Source organism: Pantoea sp. UBA7232, from assembly GCF_002473195.1.
Lineage (GTDB): Bacteria > Pseudomonadota > Gammaproteobacteria > Enterobacterales > Enterobacteriaceae > Pantoea > Pantoea eucrina.
The window spans coordinates 262,648-283,568 of record NZ_DKTK01000006.1 but is presented as its reverse complement, the minus strand read 5'-3'; the positions used below and the strand labels follow the sequence as shown (position 1 = coordinate 283,568).

Here is a 20,921-nt window from a genome sequence, read left to right as displayed (position 1 = left end):
GGTTAACCTCCGGTGACCGGCGGGAAAAAAGCCACTTCATCACCCGCCTGCAGCGGATGCGTCATGGGGACCAGCGTCTGATTGACTGCGGCCAGCAGCCTGCCCGATTCCAGCGCCAGCGCCCAGCGGTCGCTGCGCTGCGCCAGTGCAGCACGCAGTGCCGCCACGTCAGGATAGGCTTCCGGCAGCGTCAGTTCGCTGGTGCCGGTCAGCTCACGCACCTGGGCAAAAAACAGGACTTTAATCATGGCTGACCGCCCTGAAGTCACCTGACTTCCCGCCGCTTTTGCTCAGCAGGCGCAGCTGGTCAATCACGATATCTTTCTGCACCGCTTTGCACATGTCATAGATGGTCAGCGCCGCCACGGAGGCGGCCGTCAGCGCCTCCATCTCTACCCCGGTTTTACCGGTCAGGCGGCAGCGCGAAGTAACGCGTACCCGGCTCTGCGCCGGTTCCGCTTCCAGCGTCACTTCCACTTTACTCAGCATCAGCGGATGACAGAGCGGTATCAGCTCCCAGGTGCGCTTCGCCGCCTGAATGCCGGCGATACGGGCCGTGGCAAAGACATCGCCTTTATGATGGCTGCCTTCCATGATCATCTGCAGCGTGGCAGGTGACATTAAAACCAGCGCCTCCGCCTGCGCTTCGCGCACGGTTTCATTTTTGCCGGAGACATCAACCATGTGCGCTTCGCCAGCGGCATTAATATGCGTTAACTGATTCATACAGTGACTTTCTTCAGATGAGAGACAAAATTACAGGGCCGGGTGCGCGCATCCAGCTGATCGGCGATGATGCGTTCCCAGCCGCAGCGGCAGGCGCTGGTAGAGCCTGGCAGGGCAAAAATCAGGGTCTGATTGGCGAGGCCGGCAACGGCGCGCGACTGCAGCGTTGCGCTGCCGATATCTTCATACGAGAACATACGGAACAGTTCGCCAAAGCCGTCAATTTCGCGGTCAAACAGCGGCAGCAGCGCTTCCGGCGTACTGTTTTTACTGTTAAAGCCGGTGCCGCCGTTCACAATCACCACCTGGATATCGTCGCTGGCGATCCAGCGCGACACCGTGGCGCGAATGCGGTAGCGATTGTCAGGCAGAATAGCGTGATCCACCACCTGATGCCCCGCGTCCGCCAGCGCCTCACGCAGATAGTCTCCTGAGGTGTCATTCGCCGCATCGCGGCTGTCGGATATGGTCAGCACCGCGGCAGTCAGAGCGGTAAATTCGCCGGTTGGTTTAGCCATGGCTGTAACTCCTGTGTTTAGCCACCAATGAAAGAGAGATTTTGCGTAATACCGGTCTGGCCCTGATGCAGAAAATGGGTCTGCTTTTTCTGGCCAAGACTATGGGCGATACGCGCCTGCAGCTCGTCCTGCTGTGCATCGGAGGCGAGCAGATCGCGCAGCTCTACCCCACCGTCACCAAACAGGCAGAGGTGCAGTTTACCGGTGGCCGAGACGCGCAGCCGGTTGCAGCTGGCGCAGAAATCTTTTTCATAAGGCATAATCAGACCGACCTCACCCTGATAGTCGGGATGACGAAATACCTGTGCCGGCCCGTCGCTGCGGCCGCGCGGCTGCCGCTGCCAGCCCTGCACGATCAGCCGGTCGCGGATCACCTCACCGGAGATATGGTGACGCCGGAACAGATCGCCCCCTTCACCGGTTTCCATCAGCTCAATAAAACGCAGCTGAATCGGACGCGTGCGGATCCAGGCCAGAAACGTATCCAGACTCTGGCTGTTAACATCACGCATCAGCACGCTGTTAACTTTGACTTTTTCGAATCCGGCGTCAAACGCGGCGTCGATACCGGCCATCACCTCAGCAAATTTGTTCTGCCCGGTGATGGCATGAAACTGCCGCGCATCCAGGCTGTCCACGCTGACGTTAATGTGCGTCAGCCCTGCATCGCGCCATGACTGTACGTCACGCGCCATGCGATAGCCGTTGGTGGTCACCGCAATCTGTCGCAGCGCGGCGTTTTCACGCACGGCAGCGATGATGTCGGTAAAGTCGCGACGCATCGAGGGTTCACCGCCGGTAAGCCGGATCTTCTCCGTTCCCGCCGCGGTAAAGGCGCGGGTCACCCGGCGGATCTCATCCAGCGAGAGAAAGCTTTTGTTGCGGGTACTGCCAGGCTTGTAGCCGTCCGGCAGACAGTAAGTACAACGGAAATTACATACATCCGTGATCGACAGGCGCAAATAGTAGAAGCTGCGCGCCCAGGCATCTGTAAATTGTGGCACCTTAACACCTTTCCAAAGTCGGGAGATGCAGGCATTTCTTTCTGCACCCTGGCAGCATGACGCTGCGGCCAGGCGGCCCTATCATTTGACTTAGGCGCGCAAGGCTTGGGAGTTTGTTGTCATTGAGGACAACTCGGTCTCTGGATGGTAGCGCGCTTTGCGTCAGTCAGCCAGTCACTGCGTGCGTTGTATAACATGATATATAACGATTTTTCGCGGCATTATCGCAGCAGAATAGGCTAAACTGCGCCACATGACGCTGCCCCCGGCAGCAAAGAATTGGCTTTCAGCGCAGTGGACCGATAAGGAGTAGCATGAATCGAACGCTGGCAGATTTAGATCGCGTGGTGGCACTGGGCGGCGGACACGGCCTGGGCCGCGTCATGTCAGCGCTGGCGCCGCTGGGCTCGCGACTCACCGGTATAGTGACCACCACGGACAATGGCGGCTCCACCGGACGTATCCGCCGTTCAGAGGGGGGGATCGCCTGGGGAGACATGCGCAACTGTCTTAATCAGCTGATCACCGAGCCCAGCGTCGCTTCCGCGATGTTTGAATACCGTTTTGCCGGTAACGGCGAACTGGCGGGCCACAATCTTGGCAACCTGATCCTGAAAGCGCTGGATCATCTCAGCGTGCGTCCGCTGGAAGCGATTAACATTATCCGCAATCTGCTTAAGGTTGATGCGTTTCTCATCCCGATGTCAGAGCAGCCGGTTGATCTGGTCGCGCAGGATGCAGAAGGCAACATGGTGTATGGCGAAACCGCGATTGATGAGATGCGTCAGGCGCCACAGGCGCTGATGCTGCATCCGGCGGTTAATCCCACCCGCGAAGCGCTGGACGCCGTGGCTGAAGCCGATCTGATCCTGATTGGCCCGGGCAGTTTCTATACCAGCCTGATGCCGATTTTGCTGATGGAAGAGATGGCGCGCGCGCTGCGGCGTACGCCCGCTACGATGGTATTTATTGGCAATCTTGGCCGCGAGCTTAGCCCGGCAGCCGCCCGTCTTAGCGTGGCAGATAAGCTGGCCATTATGGAGCAGGCGATTGGTAAACGGGTTATTGATGCCGTAGTGATCAGCCCGACTGCCGACACGCAGGGTCTGGCGCAGCGCATTATTGTGCAGGAGCCGCTGGAAGCTGAAGATATCCGTTATCGCCACGATCGACAGCTGCTGCGCCTGGCGCTGGAGCACGCCATCCAGGCGCTTTAAAGCCGCCAGCCGTATAAATACACCAGGGCCGCATAAATACGCCAGGGCCGCATGAATGCGGCCCCTACAGAGATTTGCGTAGAGGCGCCATTAATGGCGCCCTGGTCACGTATAAACCCGGTGGTGAATGGATGCGCCAGGGCCGCATAAATACGCCAGGGCCGCATAAATGCGGCCCCTACGGGGATTTGCGTAGGGGCGCCATTCATGGCGCCCTGGTTGCGTATAAATTCGCGGAATAAACGTAGGGGCGCCATTAATGGCGCCCTGGTCACGTATAAACCCGGTGGTGAATGGATGCGCCAGGGCCGCATGAATACGCCAGGGCCGCATAAATGCGGCCCCTACAGAGATTTGCGTAGGGGCGCCATTTATAGCGCCCTGGTTGCGTATAAAATCCGGTGGTGAATGGATGCGCCAGGGCCGCATAAATGCGGCCCCTACGGGAATTTGCTTAGGGGCGCCATTTATGGCGCCCTGGTTGCGTATAAATTCGCGGAATAAACGTAGGGGCGCCATTCATGGCGCCCTGGTCACGTATAAAATCCGGTGGTGAATGGATGCGCCAGGGCCGCATAAATACGCCAGGGCCGCATAAATGCGGCCCCTACGGAGATTTGCGTAGGGGCGCCATTCATGGCGCCCTGGTCGCGTATAAATTCGCGGAATAAGCGTAGGGGCGCCATTCATGGCGCCCTGGCCACGTATAAACCCGGTGGTGAATGGATGCGGCCCCTGCGGAATGCAGTACGGGTTGGTGGTTACGAGGCGGCGATAAACAGTTCGCGCAGCTCATGCAGCCGGTCGCGCAGGCTGGCGGCTTCTTCAAACTCCAGGTTTTGCGCATGCTGCTGCATCTGCGCTTCCAGTTCGTGAATTTTCTTCTGCATCGCCTGTGGCGTAAGCGCCAGGTAATCAGCATCATTCTCTGCTGCCGTGCGCGTGGCCGTTTTGCCTTTGCCGCGCGTTTTCACCACGTTTTTGCCCAGCTCAAGAATATCCGTGATCTTCTTATTCAGCCCCTGCGGCACAATGCCGTGCTCGGTGTTGTAGCGCTCCTGCTTCTCGCGACGTCGCTCTGTCTCTTCAATCGCGCGTGCCATAGAGGGCGTGATTTTATCAGCATAAAGAATCGCTTTGCCGTTCACGTTACGCGCTGCACGACCAATCGTCTGGATCAGGGAGCGTTCTGAACGCAGGAAGCCCTCTTTGTCGGCGTCGAGAATCGCCACCAGGGAGACCTCCGGCATATCAAGTCCCTCACGCAGCAGGTTAATCCCTACCAGCACGTCAAACTCGCCCAGGCGCAGGTCGCGAATAATCTCCATGCGCTCAACGGTATCGATATCAGAGTGCAGATAGCGCACCTTCTCACCATGCTCTTCAAGATATTCAGTAAGGTCTTCAGCCATACGCTTGGTCAGCGTCGTCACCAGCACGCGTTCGTTGATCTCCACGCGTTTGCGGATTTCAGAGAGCAGGTCATCCACCTGTGTGCCGACCGGGCGCACCTCAAGGATGGGATCGAGCAGACCTGTCGGACGCACCACCTGATCGATCACTTCCGTGCCCGATTTTTCCAGCTCATATTTACCCGGCGTAGCTGAAACATAAATGGTCTGCGGAGCCAGCGCCTCAAACTCTTCAAACCGAAGCGGACGGTTGTCCAGCGCGGACGGCAGGCGGAAGCCGTACTCCACCAGCGTCTCTTTACGCGCGCGGTCGCCGCGATACATGCCGCCAATCTGCGGAATCGTGACGTGCGACTCATCCACCACCAGCAGACCATCGGCCGGCAGATAGTCAAACAGGGTCGGCGGCGCTTCACCCGGTCCGCGTCCCGAGAGATAGCGGGAGTAGTTCTCAATCCCCGAGCAGTAACCCAGCTCGTTCATCATCTCCAGGTCAAACTGGGTGCGCTGCGTAATGCGCTGCTCTTCCAGCAGCTTGTTGTTTTCCAGCAGCACCTTACGGCGCAGGGCCAGCTCATCTTTGATCTCTTCCATCGCCTGCAGGATGCGCTCGCGCGGCGTAACGTAGTGCGTTTTGGGATAGATGGTAAAGCGCGGGATCACTGACTCAATTTGTCCGGTAAGCGGATCAAATAGTGAGAGCCGCTCAACCTCTTCATCAAACAGCTCCACCCGCAGAGCCATATCGTCGGACTCCGCCGGGAAGATATCGATCACCTCCCCGCGCACGCGGAACGTACCGCGCTGAAACGCCTGATCGTTACGCGCATACTGCAGCTCAGCCAGACGCCGTAAAATACTGCGCTGATCGATGATCATACCGCGCGTCAGATGCAGCATCATTTTCAGATAGAGATCGGGATCGCCCAGACCATAAATTGCCGAGACCGACGCGACCACGATGACATCGCGTCGTTCCAGCATCGCTTTGGTGGCGGAGAGGCGCATCTGCTCAATGTGCTCGTTCACCGCCGCATCTTTTTCGATAAAGGTGTCAGAACTCGGCACATAGGCTTCAGGCTGATAGTAGTCATAGTAAGAGACGAAAAATTCTACCGCGTTGTCCGGAAAAAACTCTTTCATCTCCCCATAGAGCTGCGCCGCCAGCGTTTTATTAGGCGCCAGAACCATCGTCGGCCGGTTGAGATCGGCAATCACATTGGCAACGGTAAAGGTTTTGCCCGATCCCGTTACGCCGAGCAGGGTCTGATGCGCAAGGCCATCTTCCAGCCCCTCCTCCAGACGGCGGATCGCTTCAGGCTGATCGCCTGAAGGCTTAAAGGCGGAGTTGAGTTTAAAGACTTTGCTCATGATTTCAGAATTCCTGCTGAAGAAAAGGGCTGGCAGGCTGATAATTCTACTCTGCTATGGCGATTTTGCCAGAAAAAAACACTGGATATATTTACAGATAAACGCCACGATGGTCCTGCTGCCCGTGGCGCCGCTTCAGAGGCATTAAAGCGGCAGCTGGCTAAAATATGTCGCGCCAGGTTATCCCCAGGCGGGCCGGGCTTTTAACAATTGTCAAGAGAACGTCATTAAAATGCAGCGGTAAACTTCAGCCGGAGTTTTACAGGCTTGCTTTTAGATAACATACTGAATTTAATGAAAATAGACCAAAAGCCCAGTTTCGCAGCATAATGTATCCAGGCCGCGTATTTCCTCGCTTGCGCCCGGTTTTCAGTCGCTAATGCACAAGGTTATCCACAGGAATAGTGGATAAGTGAAGCCAGCCCCGAGCCCGCAGGCTGTGTATAAAAAATCCCGCCCTCTTCTGCGCTAACAAAAAAATTTTTTTTATGATTATTTTTCCAGCAGGGCTGGCGCAATTAACTATTCTTTTTTGATTCCACAGCGCCGCCACGCCTGGGCTGCGCTGTTTTCCTGCACTGGACCGCTGCCTTATTAATGAACAGATGCACCAGAAAAGCTTAGTAATCAGCACCGTCAAAGTGCAGCAGCTTAATCACCCCTTTTCACAGTTAAGATTTCCTGATGTGTAAGGCACAATTACGGGCATTTATTAACGACAGAAACGCAGGATTATCGATCTGGCCCGTTGATTGCATCTCTTTTCCGGCGGCAGAACATTCAGGTTTAACAGGGACGCCCTGATGTCTGATACCACCGCGTTACTTAATCTGTCACTGCATGCCAGACGACACAGAGCGGGTGCATTCAGGCTAACTATCTGTAAGGAGAAGATCAGATGCTGAGTTTACGTTCGGTGAATCAGTTTTATGGCCAGAATCAGATTCTGTGGGATGTCGATCTTGATCTGCCTCCGGGATCCTGCACTGGCGTGCTGGGCAGTCCGGGGATGGGGAAAACCACGCTGGTAAACTGCATTATGGGCCATCTGCCGGTCAACAGCGGCTCTATCTGCTGGCAGGAGGCGGGCTATCCGCCGGAGAACCTGCTGCTGCAGCCCGCCGTGCAGCGGGCGCGGATGGGCATCGGATATGTGCCGCAAAAGCGCCATATCTTTACGCAGATGAGCGTTGAGGACAATCTGCTGATCGCCCTGCTGGCGGCTGAAGATGAGCGCAACCGCGCCATTCCGGAGATGGTGTTTGAGCTGTTTCCCGCGCTCTATTCACTGCGCCATCAGCGCAGCGGTGAGCTGCCGGTTAATCTGCAGCAGCAGCTGGCACTGGCGCGCGCGCTGGTGCTGAAACCGCGCCTGCTGATCCTCGATGAGCCTTCCGGTACGATGTCGCCGTGGCTGGAGGAGGAGACGGGCAACCTGATCCGGCGGCTCAACCGGGAGTATGGCCTGACCATCCTGCTGCTGGAGCAGCACGTCTCGTTTATACGCCGCGTCGCCGACTACTTTCTGCTGCTGCACCGCGGACGTAATGTGGCGCAGGGGCGCGTTGCGCAGCTGGACGATCTTACCGTGAACAAATGGCTGACGCCGGCCTGATCTCTTAAGGGATGCTTATCGCTCAGGGCAGCGTCAGGTAGCGTCCGCAGGTCGCCTGCTCCGTCCCGGACGCCAGCCAGGGGATTTCGCCCAGAAACGGCGCGTCGATGCGCTGGCGCAGCGACGCAATATATTCACGATGCCGCTTGCCCGGCGGCTGAATATCGTTTGCGATCCAGCCTGCCAGTGGTAAGCCGGCTGCCTTGATCGCCGCAGCGGTCAGCATGGCGTGATTAATACAGCCCAGCTTTACGCCCACCACCAGGATCACCGGCAGCTGCTCTGCGATGACCCAGTCCGCATAGGTCTGCGTCTCAGAAAGCGGCGTAAACCAGCCGCCCGCCCCCTCAACCAGCAGCCATTCAGCCTGCGCTTCCACGCTGCGCAGACCCGCCGAGAGCTGTGCAAAGTCGATCGGCCTGCCCTCTTCTGCGCTCACGATATGCGGTGAGGTCGGCTCCATAAATGCCAGCGGGTTAACCTGTTCATAGCGCAGCGGCACGCTGCTGTAGCGCTGCAGCGCCAGCGCATCGCTGTTGCGCACGCCCTCCGCCGTCATCTCACAGCCCGACGCTACCGGTTTATAACCTGCCGTACGCAGCCCGGCAGCGCTGGCCGCCTGCAGCAGCGCGCCGCTGGCAACTGTTTTTCCCACTTCGGTGTCGGTTCCGGTGATAAACCAGCGTTTCATTTTTGCAAAACTCCATACATCAGGTGATAAGTGAGGCGATAGCCCTGTTCATCCTGCGGCCAGTGCCGCTCAAGCTGCGCCAGCTGCTGACGCGTCAGTACGCTGTTGCTGCGTCCGCCGTGCAGGTGGGTCGCGCCAATTCCCTTCAGCGAGCGCATCGCACTCAGCGCATCCGGAAAGTGCAGCGTGATGATCTGCTGCGTGCTGCGCAGCGGCTGCGCCCGCGCGGCAGCGGTAACCTCACCGGCCTGAAGAAAGCGGTTGGCGTGACGACGGGAATCTATCGCTGCCCATGCGCGATCCACCTCCGGCAGCGATCCCGCCAGCAGCGTGGAAAAAAGCGCGGTGCCGCCGGGCCGCAGCACGCGATAAAATTGCTGCAGAGCCACGCTCAGATCGCTGCTCCACTGCACCGCCAGGTTGCTCCAGACGCCATCCACGCTGCCGTCCGCCAGCGGCAGCCGGTCGATATCACCCTGCAGATAATGGTGCGCCGATCGCTGCGCGCGCGCGGCGTCCAGCATCGGCAAAGAGAGATCGAGCGCGGTTACCCGACGGTCGCGATCGCGCCAGTACCGGCTGTACCAGCCGGTGCCGCAGCCGGCATCGAGCAGGTGCGGACCAAATCCGGCTGGCGCACAGGCCAGCAGCGCATCGCCGCTCAGGCGCTGCAGCGCGGCGTGCTGCTCATAGTGTGGCGCGGCGCGGCCAAACGCCTGCGCCACCGCCTGCTTGTTAACCTGCAGCGTCATACAGCGCCTCCAGCAGCGCGTCGATATCTTCCGGCTCATGCGCCGCCGTGAGGGTAATGCGCAGCCGGGCCGTACCGGGCGGCACGGTAGGCGGGCGGATGGCGCTGACCCAGCATCCCGCCTGCGCCAGCCGCTGCGAGAGCGCCAGCGCGGCCGCGTTCTCCCCCACAATCAGCGGCTGAATGGCGCTCTCTGAGGCGGGGAGGCTCCACGGCAGCTGCGCTGCGCCGGCGCGAAAGCGGCTGATATTGGCCCGCAGTCGTGCCCGCAGCGCATCGCCCTGCTGCACCTGCTGCAGCGCCGCCAGCAGCGCGCAGCACTGCGCCGGCGGCATGGCGGTAGAGTAAATAAGGTGGCGCGAGAACTGTTCAACGTAATCGGCGGTCGCATCATCGCACAGCAGCGCTGCGCCGCTGACGCCAAAGCCTTTGCCAAACGTCACCACCAGCAGCTCAGGTTTCACCTGCTGCTGCCAGCAGCTGCCGCGCCCCTGTTCACCGCTCACGCCAATGCCGTGCGCGTCATCGACCAGCAGCCAGCCGTCCGCAGCCCGGGTCGCCGCAGCAATCTCCGCCAGCGGTGCGCTGTCACCATCCATGCTGAAAACGCCTTCGGTGACCACCAGCGTGGCGCCCGCCCCCGGCTGCGCCAGCAGCTTTTGCAGACTTGCCGGCTGATTATGCGCAAAACGCCGCAGCGTGGCCGGGCTGTGACTGGCAGCATCCAGCAGCGACGCGTGCGCCAGTTTGTCCGCCACGATGCGGTCCTGCTTCTGCGCCAGCAGATGAACAATCGCCTGGTTGGCGGCAAAGCCGGAGATAAACAGCAGCGCACGTGAATAGCCGAGCCAGCCTGCCAGCTGCTGCTCCAGCTCTGCATGATAACGGCTATAGCCGGTCACATACGCGGACGCCCCTGCCCCGGCTCCCGCCTGCGCCGCACCCTGCTGCCAGGCCGCAATCACCGCCGGATGCCGGCTCAGCCCGAGATAGTCGTTACCGGAGAAGTGGCGATAGCGCTGACCGTCCAGCGTGATTTCCCGCACGCTGTTCTGCTCAACACAGCGCCGGTAGCGCCAGCCATCCGCGTCCCGGCGCGCCTGCAGCGCCCCGGTAATACGTTCAGCCCACATTTACACCGCCGCGTTGTAAAACTGCGGCGTATCGGCCTCAGCCAGCTGCGCCTGCAGCTGATGCTGCTGTGCGTTATCCCCGCTCGCGGTTGTGGTATGTTCCGGATTCAGCCCCAGCTTGCGGAACAGGATCAGATCTTTATCCTCCTCCGGATTGGGCGTGGTCAGCAGTTTGCAGCCATAGAAAATAGAGTTAGCGCCCGCCATAAAACACATCGCCTGCGTCTGCTCGCTCATCTGCTCACGCCCCGCTGAGAGACGCACGTGCGAAGAGGGCATCATGATGCGCGCTACGGCGATAGTGCGGATAAAATCAAACGGCTCCACGTCAGCGTTATCCGCCATCGGCGTGCCTTTGACTTTTACCAGCATGTTGATCGGCACGCTCTCTGGCGGCACCGGCAGGTTTGCCAGCTGCACCAGCAGTCCGGCGCGATCCGTCACCGTTTCACCCAGACCGACAATGCCGCCGGAGCAAACTTTGATACCGGCATCGCGCACTTTATCCAGCGTATCGAGACGCTCCTGGTAGGTACGGGTCGTGATGACGCTGCCGTAAAATTCCGGTGAGGTGTCGAGGTTATGGTTGTAGAAGTCGAGCCCGGCCTCAGCCAGACGCTGCGCCTGGGTTTGCTCCAGCGTCCCCAGCGTCATGCAGGTTTCCATGCCGAGCGCTTTCACGCCCTGCACCATCTGCTCCAGATAAGGCATATCGCGTTCGTGCGGGTTTTTCCATGCGGCGCCCATGCAGAAACGGCTGGAGCCGGCCGCTTTAGCTTTACGCGCCGAGGCGAGCACCGCCTCCACCTCCATCAGCCGTTCTGACTCCAGTCCGGTTTTGTAGCGCGCGCTCTGCGGGCAATATTTACAATCTTCCGGGCAGGCGCCGGTTTTAATCGACAGCAGCGTGCTGACCTGTACCTGACGTGGGTCAAAATGCTGGCGATGCACCTGCTGCGCCTCAAACATCAGTTCCAGAAAAGGTTTATCAAACAGGGCCTGGGCCTGAGCCAGTGTCCAGCGGTTAGCCATTACATACTCCAAAAAGGGGTTCATCCCGACAATGATCGTGGTTATACTTGTAAACTAAATCTTTTCAAAATGGTTTACAAGACAGATGTTCACGCCTGACGACCTCGATTTTGACCGCCAGCATATCTGGCATCCCTACACCTCAATGCGCGACCCGCTGCCCTGTTATCCGGTGGTGGCCGCCCAGGATTGCCAGCTGCAGCTGGCAGATGGACGCGAGCTGGTTGACGGTATGTCGTCATGGTGGGCGGCGATCCACGGCTACAATCATCCGCGTCTCAACCAGGCACTGCAGCAGCAGATGGCGCAGATGTCACACGTGATGTTCGGCGGTATTACCCATCCGGCAGCAGTCGCGCTGAGCCGTCAGCTGGTGGCGATGACGCCTGAAGCGCTGGAGTGCGTGTTTCTGGCTGACTCCGGATCCATTGCGGTGGAAGTCGCCATGAAAATGGCGCTGCAGTACTGGCTGGGTCGCGGCGAGAGGCGCCAGACATTCCTGACGCTGAAGCGCGGCTATCACGGCGATACCTTTGCGGCGATGGCGGTATGCGATCCGGAAAACTCAATGCACAGCCTGTGGCGTGGCTATCTGCCGGAGCATCTGTTTGCCGCTGCGCCGCAGTGCGGTTTCACTGATGCATGGGATGACGCCGATTTCAGCGACTTTGCCCGGCTGGCGGAGCAGCACCACCGCGACATTGCCGCGGTGATCCTCGAGCCGATTGTGCAGGGCGCGGGCGGGATGCGCTTTTACCATCCGCGCTATCTGCAGCAGGTACGGGCGCTGTGCGATCGCTACGGGCTGCTGCTGATCGCCGATGAGATCGCCACCGGCTTCGGCCGCAGCGGCAAGCTGTTTGCCTGCGAACATGCGGGCGTGACGCCCGATATTTTATGCCTCGGCAAAGCGCTGACCGGCGGGATGATGACGCTCGCCGCCACGCTGACCACGCGCGAGGTGGCTGACACCATCAGCCGCAGCGCCGCTGGCTGCTTTATGCATGGCCCGACCTTTATGGGGAACCCGCTTGCCTGCGCGGTCGCGGCTGAAAGTCTGGCCATGGTGGCGGAAGGCGAGTGGCAGACGCAGGTCGCGGCCATTGAGCAGCAGCTGCAGCGGGAGCTGCTGCCGCTGCAGGCGCATCCCGCCGTGGCGCAGGCGCGCGTGCTGGGTGCCATTGGCGTTATCGAAACGCATCAGCCGGTGAATATGGCCGCGCTGCAGCAGTTCTTTGTTGAGCGCGGCGTCTGGATCCGCCCGTTTGGCCGGCTGATCTATCTGATGCCACCTTATCTGATTTCTGCGCAGGCGCTGAGCCAGCTCACCCGCGCCATTCGGGACGCGCTGGATCACGCTGGCCATTTTCAGCCCTGACGCCGCTGGTATCTGCTGCGCTTTTGCACCATGATGACCTTCCGCGATTAGTAAAAAAGGAGGAGTTATGCGCCTGTTTAGTCAGGATTTTAACGACGGCGATAAGATGCCAGAGCGCCACGTGTTTAACGGCATGGGTTATCAGGGCGATAACCTGTCGCCCCATCTCGCCTGGGATGAGGTGCCGGAAGGGACAAAGAGCTTTGTCGTCACCTGCTACGACCCCGATGCGCCGACCGGTTCCGGCTGGTGGCACTGGGTGGTAGCGAATATTCCGGCTGAGGTCACGGTGCTGCCGCAGGGCGCCGGTTCCGGCGTGGCAGAGCTGCCTGAAAGCGCCATCCAGACCCGTACCGACTTCGGCCAGACCGGCTACGGCGGCGCCGCACCGCCGCAGGGTGAATCACACCGCTACATTTTCAGCGTGCACGCGCTGGACGTGGAGACGCTGGATGTGGATGAAGGCGCCAGCGGCGCAATGGTCGGCTTTAACGTGCATTTCCATGCGCTTGCCAGCGCATCGGTTACGGTAAAATACGCCTGATCGCACCGGGCGCGCTTCGCTGCGCACCCTGATAAAGGTCGCCTCTGAGGGCGACCTTGCGTGACATCATCACGCCAGCGCGAGGATCGCTACCCACATCGGCCCCTGCCCGACCGCATAACGCGCCAGCGGCTGCAGCAGGCCACGCTCCGCAATCCGGTACACTTCAATATGATGCGATTTCTGTCCCGCAGCCACCAGGTAAGCGCCACGGCTATCGATATTAAAACCGCGCGGCTGCGTTTCCGTTGGCTGATGGCCCTCAATGGTCAGCGCATCGCCCGCTTCACTGACGCTGAACACGGTAATCGTGCTGCTGGTGCGATCGCAGGCGTAGAGCGACCGGCCATCCGGTGTGATATGAATATCTGCCGCCCAGCGTGTGCCGCTGAAATCAGCCGGCATCATATCCAGACTCTGTACGCACCTCATCTCGCCCTGCAGTGACCAGACATCCACCGTGCTGTTGAGTTCATTGACCACATAGCCATAAGCGCCGCCGGGATGAAACGCCATATGGCGCGGGCCTGCGCCTGCGGCAGTATTGACGTCTGCCTGCGCGTGCGGCGTCAGCGTGCCATCCTGATGCAGCTGAAAACGGCAGATACGATCCTGCTTCAGCGCCGGCACCAGCAGCGTCTCGTTATCCAGGTCGATGTTGGCGGAGTGGCATCCCTCAAGGCCGTTGATCACCTGCGACGGGGCCTGCGGCAGTCCGTTCTCATCCAGCGGACTGATGCTGACGCAGGCGTCGTTATAGGAGCCGCAGAAGAGAAACCGGCCTTCGCGATCGGTGGAGATATGCGTCGGGCTGCCTGGCAGCGGCGCTTCACCCGCCAGCGTCAGCGTTCCGTCTGCGGCGATGCGGTAGGCGAGCACGCGAAAATCGGGACGTACGCCCACATAAAGAAAATCTTTTTTCGGGCTCACCACCATTGGCTGCACCTGACCGGCCACATCGGTAACCTGCAGTAGCGTCAGCGCGCCATCTTCCTGAAGCTGCCAGGCGTGGATCTGCTGGCTCTCGGGACTGGCGGTATACACGACTTGTTTCATGCGTTTTTCCTTATTCGCTGCCTGATGAAAGGGATAACTGTAGCCTGTTTCAGCCGGCTACGCTGGCGGGATTTTTGCCCGCTTTTTTGTCTCAGCGCGGCTGGCAGGTGTAGACTTGATGCCTGGTTATTCAAAGACGGAACCCGTAATGAGCTATCGCGTAATCGCCCTCGATCTGGATGGCACCCTGCTGACACCCAATAAAACTATTCTGCCTGAATCGCTGGAGGCGCTGGCCCGCGCGCAGCAGGCGGGCGTTAAAGTGCTGATCGTTACCGGTCGCCATCACTGCGCTATCCACCCTTTTTATCAGGCGCTGCAGCTTGATACACCCGCAATCTGCTGTAACGGTACCTATTTGTATGATTATCAGGCAAAAAAAGTGCTGGCCGCCGATCCGCTGGCGAAAAGTCAGGCTGCAAGGGTAATAGAGATGCTTGACGAGGAGAACATTCACGGTCTGCTGTACGTCGACGATGCCATGCTCTACCAGGAGCCGACCGGTCACGTCACCCGCACGCTGAACTGGGCGCAATCGCTGCCGGAAGCGCAGCGCCCGCTGTTCCTGCAGGTGCCCAGCCTGGCGCAGGCGGCGCAGGATGCTGAAGCGATCTGGAAGTTTGCCCTGTCACATCCGGATACCCGCGCATTACAGCAGTTTGCTGAACGCACCGAAGCGGAGCTGGGCCTGGCGTGTGAATGGTCATGGCACGATCAGGTTGATATCGCCCAGGCGGGTAACAGCAAAGGCAAACGCCTGGCGCAGTGGGTGGAGAGCCAGGGCTTCAGCATGCAGGAGGTGCTGGCGTTTGGCGATAACTATAACGACCTTAGCATGCTGGAGCAGGTGGGGCTGGGCGTGGCGATGGGCAACGCCGATGACGCCATCAAAGCGCGCGCGGCAGAGGTAACCGGCACCAACCTTGAGCCGGGCATTGCAGAGATTATTCGCCGGGAAGTGCTGTGACGGCAGCCCTGTTCGTCAGGCGATAACTGAAACGCTTTTGAGCTGGACATAGAGCCACTGATCGACGCGAATGCCCAGCTCATCGCGTGCCCACGGCGTGATGCGTGCCCAGAGCTCGCTGCTGCCGATGCGGACCCTGACTTCGACCTGATCGTCAATATCCAGCAGCTCCATGACCTGCGCAGGCAGAATGTTACGCACGGAGGTATGCTGGGCTGGCTGCAGCGCCAGTGAGACATCGGCTGACGCGATGCGAATGCGCAGCGTGCTTTTTGCTGGCAGGTTAACGCGACTCACCCAGATATGCTGATCGCCCAGCAGCAGTGCGGTCATGGGATAGTAAGGATGCTGCTCCAGCACCTGCACGCGCAGCACGCTGGTGCGTTCGCTGACCGGCAGCCAGGGGCGCATTGCGCTGCTGCTCCAGACTTTCTCCAGCGGGCCTGCCGCTTTAACGCTGCCGTTATCCAGCACCAGCACGTTGTCCGCGAGCTGCACAATCTCATCCAGGCTGTGCGAAACGTAGAGCACCGGCACGGCAATCTGCTTTGTCAGCTGCTGCAGCCACGGCAGCAGCTCACGCTTGCGCGGCAGATCCAGTGACGCCAGGGGTTCATCCATCAGCAGCAGATCGGGCGCACTCAGCAGCGCCCGGCCAATCGCCACGCGCTGTTTTTCACCGCCTGAAAGCGTGGCCGGAAAGCGATCCAGCAGCGCATCCAGTCCCAGCAGCGTCACCAGCTGCGCAAACTGCGGCTTCATTGATGCGGCCATGCTGTACTGCAGATTGCCGCGCACCCGATAGTGCGGAAAGAGTCGCGCGTCCTGAAACACATAGCCGATACGCCGCTGCTCCGGCGGCAGATTGATGCCGCGCGCGCTGTCAAACAGCAGCCGTTCATTGATCTGTATGCGGCCCTGCTGCGGCTGTGTCAGGCCGCTGATAGCGTTGATCAGCGACGTTTTACCCGCGCCCGAGACGCCAAACACGGCGGTAATACCGTGCGCCGGCAGCGTCGTATCCAGCTCCAGCAAATGATCACCCAGCCGCTGGGAAAACTGCAGCGTCAGCATCAGGCGATCCCCCAGCGTTTGCGGCCCCAGCGCGCCAGTAATTCTGACGCCACCAGCGACAGCAGCGCCAGTGCAATAGCCACCGCACAGAGCCGCGCGGCGGTGCTTTCTGCACCCGGCGTTTCAATCAGGGAAAACATCGCGGAAGGAATGGTACGGGTTTCTCCGGGGATATTGGAGACAAAGGTGATCGTGGCGCCAAACTCCCCCAGCGAACGGGCAAACGCCAGCACGGTACCGGCAATAATGCCCGGCAGCGTCAGCGGCAGCGTAATAGTAAAGAAGACCCGCCAGCGCCCCGCTCCCAGCGTTCGCGCGGCCTGCTCCAGCCGGGTATCCACCGCCTCCAGCGCCAGCCGGATGGCGCGCACCATCAGCGGAAATGCCATCACCGCCGCCGCCAGCGCCGCACCGCGCCAGCTGAAGGCGAAGGTAAAGCCAAACCACTCCCAGAGCCAGGCACCGATCGCGCCGCGACGTCCCAGCGCCAGCAGCAGCAGATAGCCCACCACTACCGGCGGCAGCACCAGCGGCAGATGCACCAGGCTATCGAGCAGCGTTTTACCCGGAAAACGGCAGCGTGCCAGAATCCAGGCCATGAGAATGCCAAACGGCAGGCTGCACAGCACCGCCACGCAGGAAACTTTCAGGCTGAGCGCAACAGCCTGCCACTCGGGATCGCTCAGTATCATCTTTTTGGCGTAAATCCATACTGTTTAAAAATAGCCGCGGCCTCGGGCCCCTGCAGATAGTGCCAGAAGGCGGTGACCGCCGCGTTCTGATGCGCGTTAACAATTGCCATAGGATACTCTACCGGCGGATGCGAGTCGGCGGGAAAACGCCCGGCAACCATCACCCCTTTACTTGCCACGGCGTCAGATCCATACACGATGCCATAGGGGGTTTCGTTACGCTCAACCAGCGCCAGCGCGGCGCGCACGTTGCTGGCTGGCGCAAGCTGTGACGCGAGCTGCTGCCAGGCGCCCAGCTTCTGCAGCGCTGCTTTGGCGTAAATCCCGGCGGGCACATGTGCCGGATCGCCCACCGCCAGACGCTGCCCCTGCAGCAGATTTTTCCAGTTGGTGGCGGCAGAGATGGTTACGGGTGCCGCGCCGGCAGCTTTAGGCGCGATCAGCACCAGATCGTTACCCAATAGCGTTACGCGCGTCTCCGCTTCAATGCTCTGCTTTGCCGCCGCGTCATCCATCCACTGCTGATCGGCAGAGATAAAGAGATCGGCCGGCGCGCCCTGTTCAATCTGGCGTGCCAGCGTGGAGGAGGAGGCAAACGAGGAGACCACTTCGGTCCCACTCTGCTGCTGATACCGGGTAGCGATCTCCTGCAGCGCATTGGTCAGTGATGCTGCAGCAAACACCGTAATTTTATCAGCCGCCACCGCCTGGCCCGCCAGCGAAAGGGTCAGCGTAGCCGTAGCCAGCCAGTAAGAAGATTTGTTCAGCATGTCAGACTCCCTGTTTCGTTGTATACCGAATGATACAACGCCTGGGCAGATGCCGCTATGCGCAGCATGCGGATAAATATTATCAGAGTGGGTATCAGCAGGAGCGGGCGGAAATTGATAAAAAAACGCCCGCAGCGTGCGGGCGGGTCAATCAGTGCTGTGAGCTTTTCGCCGGGCGGTCATTGCGGCGGCCAAATTTGGAGATAATGTTAAACACCTCTCCGAGGCCGTAAATCAGACCCAGCATAATCGCCATCACAATCGGCACCATGATGACCGCGACGGCCAGGCTTTTTATCAGTTCCAGCATGGAAACCTCACGCAGAATTTAAAAAAGTGATTGTAGCGGCAGCGGAAAAAAAGGCACTGCCCTTTTCGTGCTTTTACTTTACGCCGTACACTACCCGCTTCCGACTAAAGGAGCTGACATGCAAGCCGATCTCTCACTTCATATTCGTCTTCAGCAGAAACTGTTTGCCGATCCGCGCCGTATTGAACTGCTGCGGCGGGTTGCTGAGACGGGGTCAATCAGTCAGGGTGCCCGGCTGGCGGGCATCAGTTATAAAAGCGCCTGGGACGCCATCAACGAGATGAACCAGCTGGCGGATGAGACGCTGGTTGAGCGGGCTACCGGCGGCAAAGGCGGCGGCGGCGCCCGTCTGACGCGCTATGGCGCACGACTGATCCAGCTGTTCGATCTGCTGGCGCAGATCCAGCAGAAAGCGTTTGATGCCCTGCAGCAGGATAACCTGCCGCTCGACAGCCTGCTGGCTGCGATTGCGCGCTTCTCGCTGCAGACCAGCGCGCGTAATCAGCTGTTTGCTACCGTGCGCAGCCGTGATAACCGGCCGGTGCAGCAGCATATTGAGGTGGTACTGGCCGATGGCGTGACCCCGGTTAACGTGGCGCTGACCGCGCGCAGCGCGCAGCGGCTGCAGCTGGTACCCGGAAAAGAGGTGCTGGTGCTGATTAAAGCGCCGTGGATCCGGCTCGGTGACGAAGGAGAACCCGGCGATAACGCCCTCTCTGCTCAGGTCAGCGCCATTGAAGAGGGAGAAGAGATGAGCGAAGTGCTGCTGACGCTGAGCGGTGGTGAAACGCTGTGCGCTACCCTGAGCGCAGCGCAGCTGGCGCAACAGCCGCTGCGGCCAGGCGACGCAGTCACCGCCTGCTTTAGCGCTGAACAGGCGATTATTGCCACGCTAATCTGACGCCTCTGCCCTGATTGACTTCCGTAGCAGCGGCCGTTACAACAGTAACAACGATGCACAAACCGGAATACATTATGTCTTTATTGCAAATTTCGCAAGGCACATTTCATCTTAGTCACCATCGCGCGCTCAGCATTAACGCGCTGACCGTTCAGCGCGGTGAGAGCTGGGCCTTTGTTGGCGCTAACGGCAGCGGTAAATCTGCCCTGGCCCGGGTGCTGGCAGGTGAACTTAACGCGGGAAAAGGCCACTTCAGCAGCGATTTTCGCCGGCCGATCCGCCTCTCATTTGAGCAGCTGCAGCAGCTGGTGAGTGAGGAGTGGGAGCGCAATAACACCGATATGCTCAGCGAAGGGGAAGAGGATACCGGCCGCACCGCTGCAGAAATCGTCCAGGCGGACGTCAGCGATGAAGCCCGCTGCCGCGCGCTGGCGCAGCAGTTTGGTATCCAGGATTTGCTGGATCGCCACTTTAAATATCTCTCTACCGGTGAAACCCGCAAAACTCTGCTTTGTCAGGCGCTGATGGCAGAGCCGGATCTGCTGATCCTTGATGAGCCGTTTGACGGGCTGGACGTCGCGTCGCGCGCCAGCCTCACCGCGCTGCTGCAGCAGCTGCATACGCAGGGCTATACGCTGGTGCTGGTGCTGAACCGGTTTGAAGATATCCCCGATTTCATTCAGCAGGCGGGCGTGCTGGCAGAGTGCACCCTGACCCACGCCGGTGACCGCAGGACGCTGCTGGCGGAAGCGCTGGTGGCCCAGCTGGCGCACAGCGAACGATTGCAGGGCATGGCGCTGCCGGAGGCAGATCGCCCCGATCTGCTGCCGGCGCTGGCCGTTGACACGCCACGCGTAATACTGCGTCATGGCAGGGTCGCCTATGATGATTGTCCTATCATCGATAACCTCAGCTGGCAGGTTAACGCCGGCGAACACTGGCAGATTACCGGGCCAAACGGCGCCGGCAAATCCACCCTGCTTAGCCTGGTGACCGGCGATCATCCGCAGGGCTACAGCAACGACTTAACGCTGTTTGGCATCCGGCGCGGCAGCGGCGAAACCATCTGGGATATTAAGCAGCATATCGGCTACGTCAGCAGCAGCCTGCACCTTGACTACCGGGTAAGCTGCAGCGTGCGCACCGTGGTGCTCTCCGGCTTTTTTGACTCGATTGGCCTTTACCAGGCCGTTTCAGAGCGGCAGAAAGCGCTGGCGCGTCAGTGGCTGGCGCTGCTCGGCATGGATAACGCGCTGGCAGATGCCCCTTTTCACAGCCTCTCCTGGGGTCAGCAGCGGCTGGTGCTGATTGCGCGCGCGCTGGTTAAACATCCCGCCCTGCTGATTCTGGATGAGCCGCTGCAGGGGCTGGACCCGATTAACCGTCAGCTGGTACGCCGCTTTACGGATGTGCTGATTGGTGAAGGCCGCACCCAGCTGCTGTTCGTCTCGCACCACGCTGAAGATGCGCCGCGCTGTATTACCCATCGCCTCAGCTTTGTCAAAACCCCGCAGGGTTACTGTTATCAGCAGGAGGCGTTGCGCACGCCGCAGCCCTGACCGCGTTCTGCCCCGCTTACTCTGCCTTGCCGATCGCCTGCTCCGTCAGGCAGGCGACCGGTGCCTCACCTGCCAATGTAATCGCTACCACTAATCTGTGCTAAATTTGAATCCATCTGTTTCACAGACCGCAAAATTAAGAATAAGCGACTTGTGTAAACGATACCATTTATCCAGACTTGATCACGCTTTTGCCTGCG

At 59.7% G+C, this 20,921-nt stretch carries 21 protein-coding genes and 1 riboswitch; of the genes, 7 read left to right on the top strand and 14 right to left on the bottom strand.

Annotation, left to right across the window (positions count from 1 at the left end; all coding sequences use genetic code 11):
• Nucleotides 1-2: 2 nt before the first annotated feature.
• The 4 genes from moaD to moaA form a co-directional block, all read right to left on the bottom strand.
• Nucleotides 3-248 carry a molybdopterin synthase sulfur carrier subunit gene (gene moaD / locus B4056_RS04715; protein ID WP_094112270.1) on the bottom strand — a complete coding sequence of 82 codons (246 nt, stop codon included), beginning with the start codon at nt 246-248 and terminating at the stop codon, nt 3-5.
• Complete coding sequence (gene moaC / locus B4056_RS04710; RefSeq protein ID WP_094112269.1) at nt 241-726, bottom strand: cyclic pyranopterin monophosphate synthase MoaC; 486 nt, start codon at nt 724-726, stop codon at nt 241-243. The genes moaD and moaC overlap by 8 nt, the downstream gene beginning before the upstream one ends.
• Nucleotides 723-1,244, bottom strand: a complete 522-nt coding sequence (gene moaB, locus B4056_RS04705; RefSeq protein ID WP_094112268.1) for a molybdenum cofactor biosynthesis protein B — start codon at nt 1,242-1,244, stop codon at nt 723-725. Before moaB ends, moaC begins: the two co-directional genes overlap by 4 nt.
• A gap of 17 nt (nt 1,245-1,261) precedes the next feature.
• Nucleotides 1,262-2,248 (bottom strand): GTP 3',8-cyclase MoaA, encoded by a 987-nt coding sequence (gene moaA, locus B4056_RS04700; protein ID WP_039383320.1) that lies wholly within the window; start codon nt 2,246-2,248, stop codon nt 1,262-1,264.
• Nucleotides 2,237-2,372: riboswitch (molybdenum cofactor riboswitch) on the bottom strand. It overlaps the preceding gene by 12 nt.
• A gap of 190 nt (nt 2,373-2,562) precedes the next feature.
• Between moaA and B4056_RS04695 the strand changes: the two genes are divergently transcribed.
• Nucleotides 2,563-3,465, top strand: coding sequence for a gluconeogenesis factor YvcK family protein (locus B4056_RS04695; RefSeq protein WP_039383318.1), 903 nt, complete (start codon nt 2,563-2,565; stop codon nt 3,463-3,465).
• A 761-nt stretch (nt 3,466-4,226) separates the two neighbouring features.
• On the opposite strand, the gene uvrB is transcribed toward B4056_RS04695, so the two are convergent.
• A complete protein-coding gene (gene uvrB / locus B4056_RS04690; RefSeq protein WP_039383316.1) occupies nt 4,227-6,248 on the bottom strand; it encodes an excinuclease ABC subunit UvrB in 2,022 nt (673 codons plus the stop codon).
• An 898-nt stretch (nt 6,249-7,146) separates the two neighbouring features.
• Here uvrB and B4056_RS04685 point away from each other — a divergent pair.
• Nucleotides 7,147-7,863 (top strand): ABC transporter ATP-binding protein, encoded by a 717-nt coding sequence (locus B4056_RS04685; protein ID WP_094112315.1) that lies wholly within the window; start codon nt 7,147-7,149, stop codon nt 7,861-7,863.
• Nucleotides 7,864-7,885: 22 nt separating this feature from the next.
• Here B4056_RS04685 and bioD read toward each other — a convergent pair whose 3' ends face one another.
• From bioD to bioB, 4 genes are read right to left on the bottom strand one after another with little or no spacing between them, the layout of a single operon-like run.
• On the bottom strand, nt 7,886-8,554 hold the full coding sequence (bioD, locus tag B4056_RS04680) for a dethiobiotin synthase (RefSeq protein WP_071669003.1): 669 nt from the start codon (nt 8,552-8,554) through the stop codon (nt 7,886-7,888).
• On the bottom strand, nt 8,551-9,306 hold the full coding sequence (gene bioC, locus B4056_RS04675; protein WP_150034523.1) for a malonyl-ACP O-methyltransferase BioC: 756 nt from the start codon (nt 9,304-9,306) through the stop codon (nt 8,551-8,553). The genes bioD and bioC overlap by 4 nt, the downstream gene beginning before the upstream one ends.
• Nucleotides 9,290-10,438: an 8-amino-7-oxononanoate synthase gene (gene bioF, locus B4056_RS04670; protein ID WP_150034522.1), complete on the bottom strand. Its 1,149-nt coding sequence runs from the start codon at nt 10,436-10,438 to the stop codon at nt 9,290-9,292. The genes bioC and bioF overlap by 17 nt, the downstream gene beginning before the upstream one ends.
• Nucleotides 10,439-11,470, bottom strand: coding sequence for a biotin synthase BioB (gene bioB, locus B4056_RS04665; RefSeq protein ID WP_094112175.1), 1,032 nt, complete (start codon nt 11,468-11,470; stop codon nt 10,439-10,441). It lies immediately after the preceding gene.
• A gap of 85 nt (nt 11,471-11,555) precedes the next feature.
• Between bioB and bioA the strand changes: the two genes are divergently transcribed.
• Nucleotides 11,556-12,848 (top strand): adenosylmethionine--8-amino-7-oxononanoate transaminase, encoded by a 1,293-nt coding sequence (gene bioA / locus B4056_RS04660; RefSeq protein WP_094112176.1) that lies wholly within the window; start codon nt 11,556-11,558, stop codon nt 12,846-12,848.
• Between the two features lie 67 nt (nt 12,849-12,915).
• Complete coding sequence (locus B4056_RS04655) at nt 12,916-13,392, top strand: kinase inhibitor (protein WP_065649814.1); 477 nt, start codon at nt 12,916-12,918, stop codon at nt 13,390-13,392.
• A 69-nt stretch (nt 13,393-13,461) separates the two neighbouring features.
• Here B4056_RS04655 and pgl read toward each other — a convergent pair whose 3' ends face one another.
• Nucleotides 13,462-14,448, bottom strand: a complete 987-nt coding sequence (gene pgl, locus B4056_RS04650) for a 6-phosphogluconolactonase (RefSeq protein ID WP_039383299.1) — start codon at nt 14,446-14,448, stop codon at nt 13,462-13,464.
• 148 nt (nt 14,449-14,596) lie between these two features.
• Here pgl and B4056_RS04645 point away from each other — a divergent pair, with 148 nt between their 5' ends.
• The gene (locus B4056_RS04645) at nt 14,597-15,415 is read left to right on the top strand and encodes a pyridoxal phosphatase (protein WP_039383296.1); all 819 of its coding nucleotides are present in this window, start codon (nt 14,597-14,599) and stop codon (nt 15,413-15,415) included.
• Between the two features lie 15 nt (nt 15,416-15,430).
• Here the strand turns inward: B4056_RS04645 and modC are convergent, their stop codons facing one another.
• The 4 genes from modC to B4056_RS04625 all read right to left on the bottom strand — a co-directional run bounded on the left by modC (nt 15,431) and on the right by B4056_RS04625 (nt 18,261).
• Nucleotides 15,431-16,489, bottom strand: a complete 1,059-nt coding sequence (modC, locus tag B4056_RS04640) for a molybdenum ABC transporter ATP-binding protein ModC (RefSeq protein ID WP_094112177.1) — start codon at nt 16,487-16,489, stop codon at nt 15,431-15,433.
• Nucleotides 16,489-17,181, bottom strand: coding sequence for a molybdate ABC transporter permease subunit (gene modB, locus B4056_RS04635; protein WP_039383292.1), 693 nt, complete (start codon nt 17,179-17,181; stop codon nt 16,489-16,491). The genes modC and modB overlap by 1 nt, the downstream gene beginning before the upstream one ends.
• Complete coding sequence (modA, locus tag B4056_RS04630) at nt 17,178-17,951, bottom strand: molybdate ABC transporter substrate-binding protein (protein ID WP_094112178.1); 774 nt, start codon at nt 17,949-17,951, stop codon at nt 17,178-17,180. The genes modB and modA overlap by 4 nt, the downstream gene beginning before the upstream one ends.
• A gap of 151 nt (nt 17,952-18,102) precedes the next feature.
• Nucleotides 18,103-18,261, bottom strand: a complete 159-nt coding sequence (locus B4056_RS04625; protein ID WP_039383289.1) for an AcrZ family multidrug efflux pump-associated protein — start codon at nt 18,259-18,261, stop codon at nt 18,103-18,105.
• A 118-nt stretch (nt 18,262-18,379) separates the two neighbouring features.
• Here B4056_RS04625 and modE point away from each other — a divergent pair, with 118 nt between their 5' ends.
• Both modE and modF read left to right on the top strand, forming a co-directional pair.
• On the top strand, nt 18,380-19,162 hold the full coding sequence (gene modE / locus B4056_RS04620; protein ID WP_039383286.1) for a molybdenum-dependent transcriptional regulator: 783 nt from the start codon (nt 18,380-18,382) through the stop codon (nt 19,160-19,162).
• A gap of 74 nt (nt 19,163-19,236) precedes the next feature.
• On the top strand, nt 19,237-20,721 hold the full coding sequence (gene modF, locus B4056_RS04615) for a molybdate ABC transporter ATP-binding protein ModF (protein ID WP_288653951.1): 1,485 nt from the start codon (nt 19,237-19,239) through the stop codon (nt 20,719-20,721).
• The last annotated feature ends 200 nt before the right edge of the window (nt 20,722-20,921 follow it).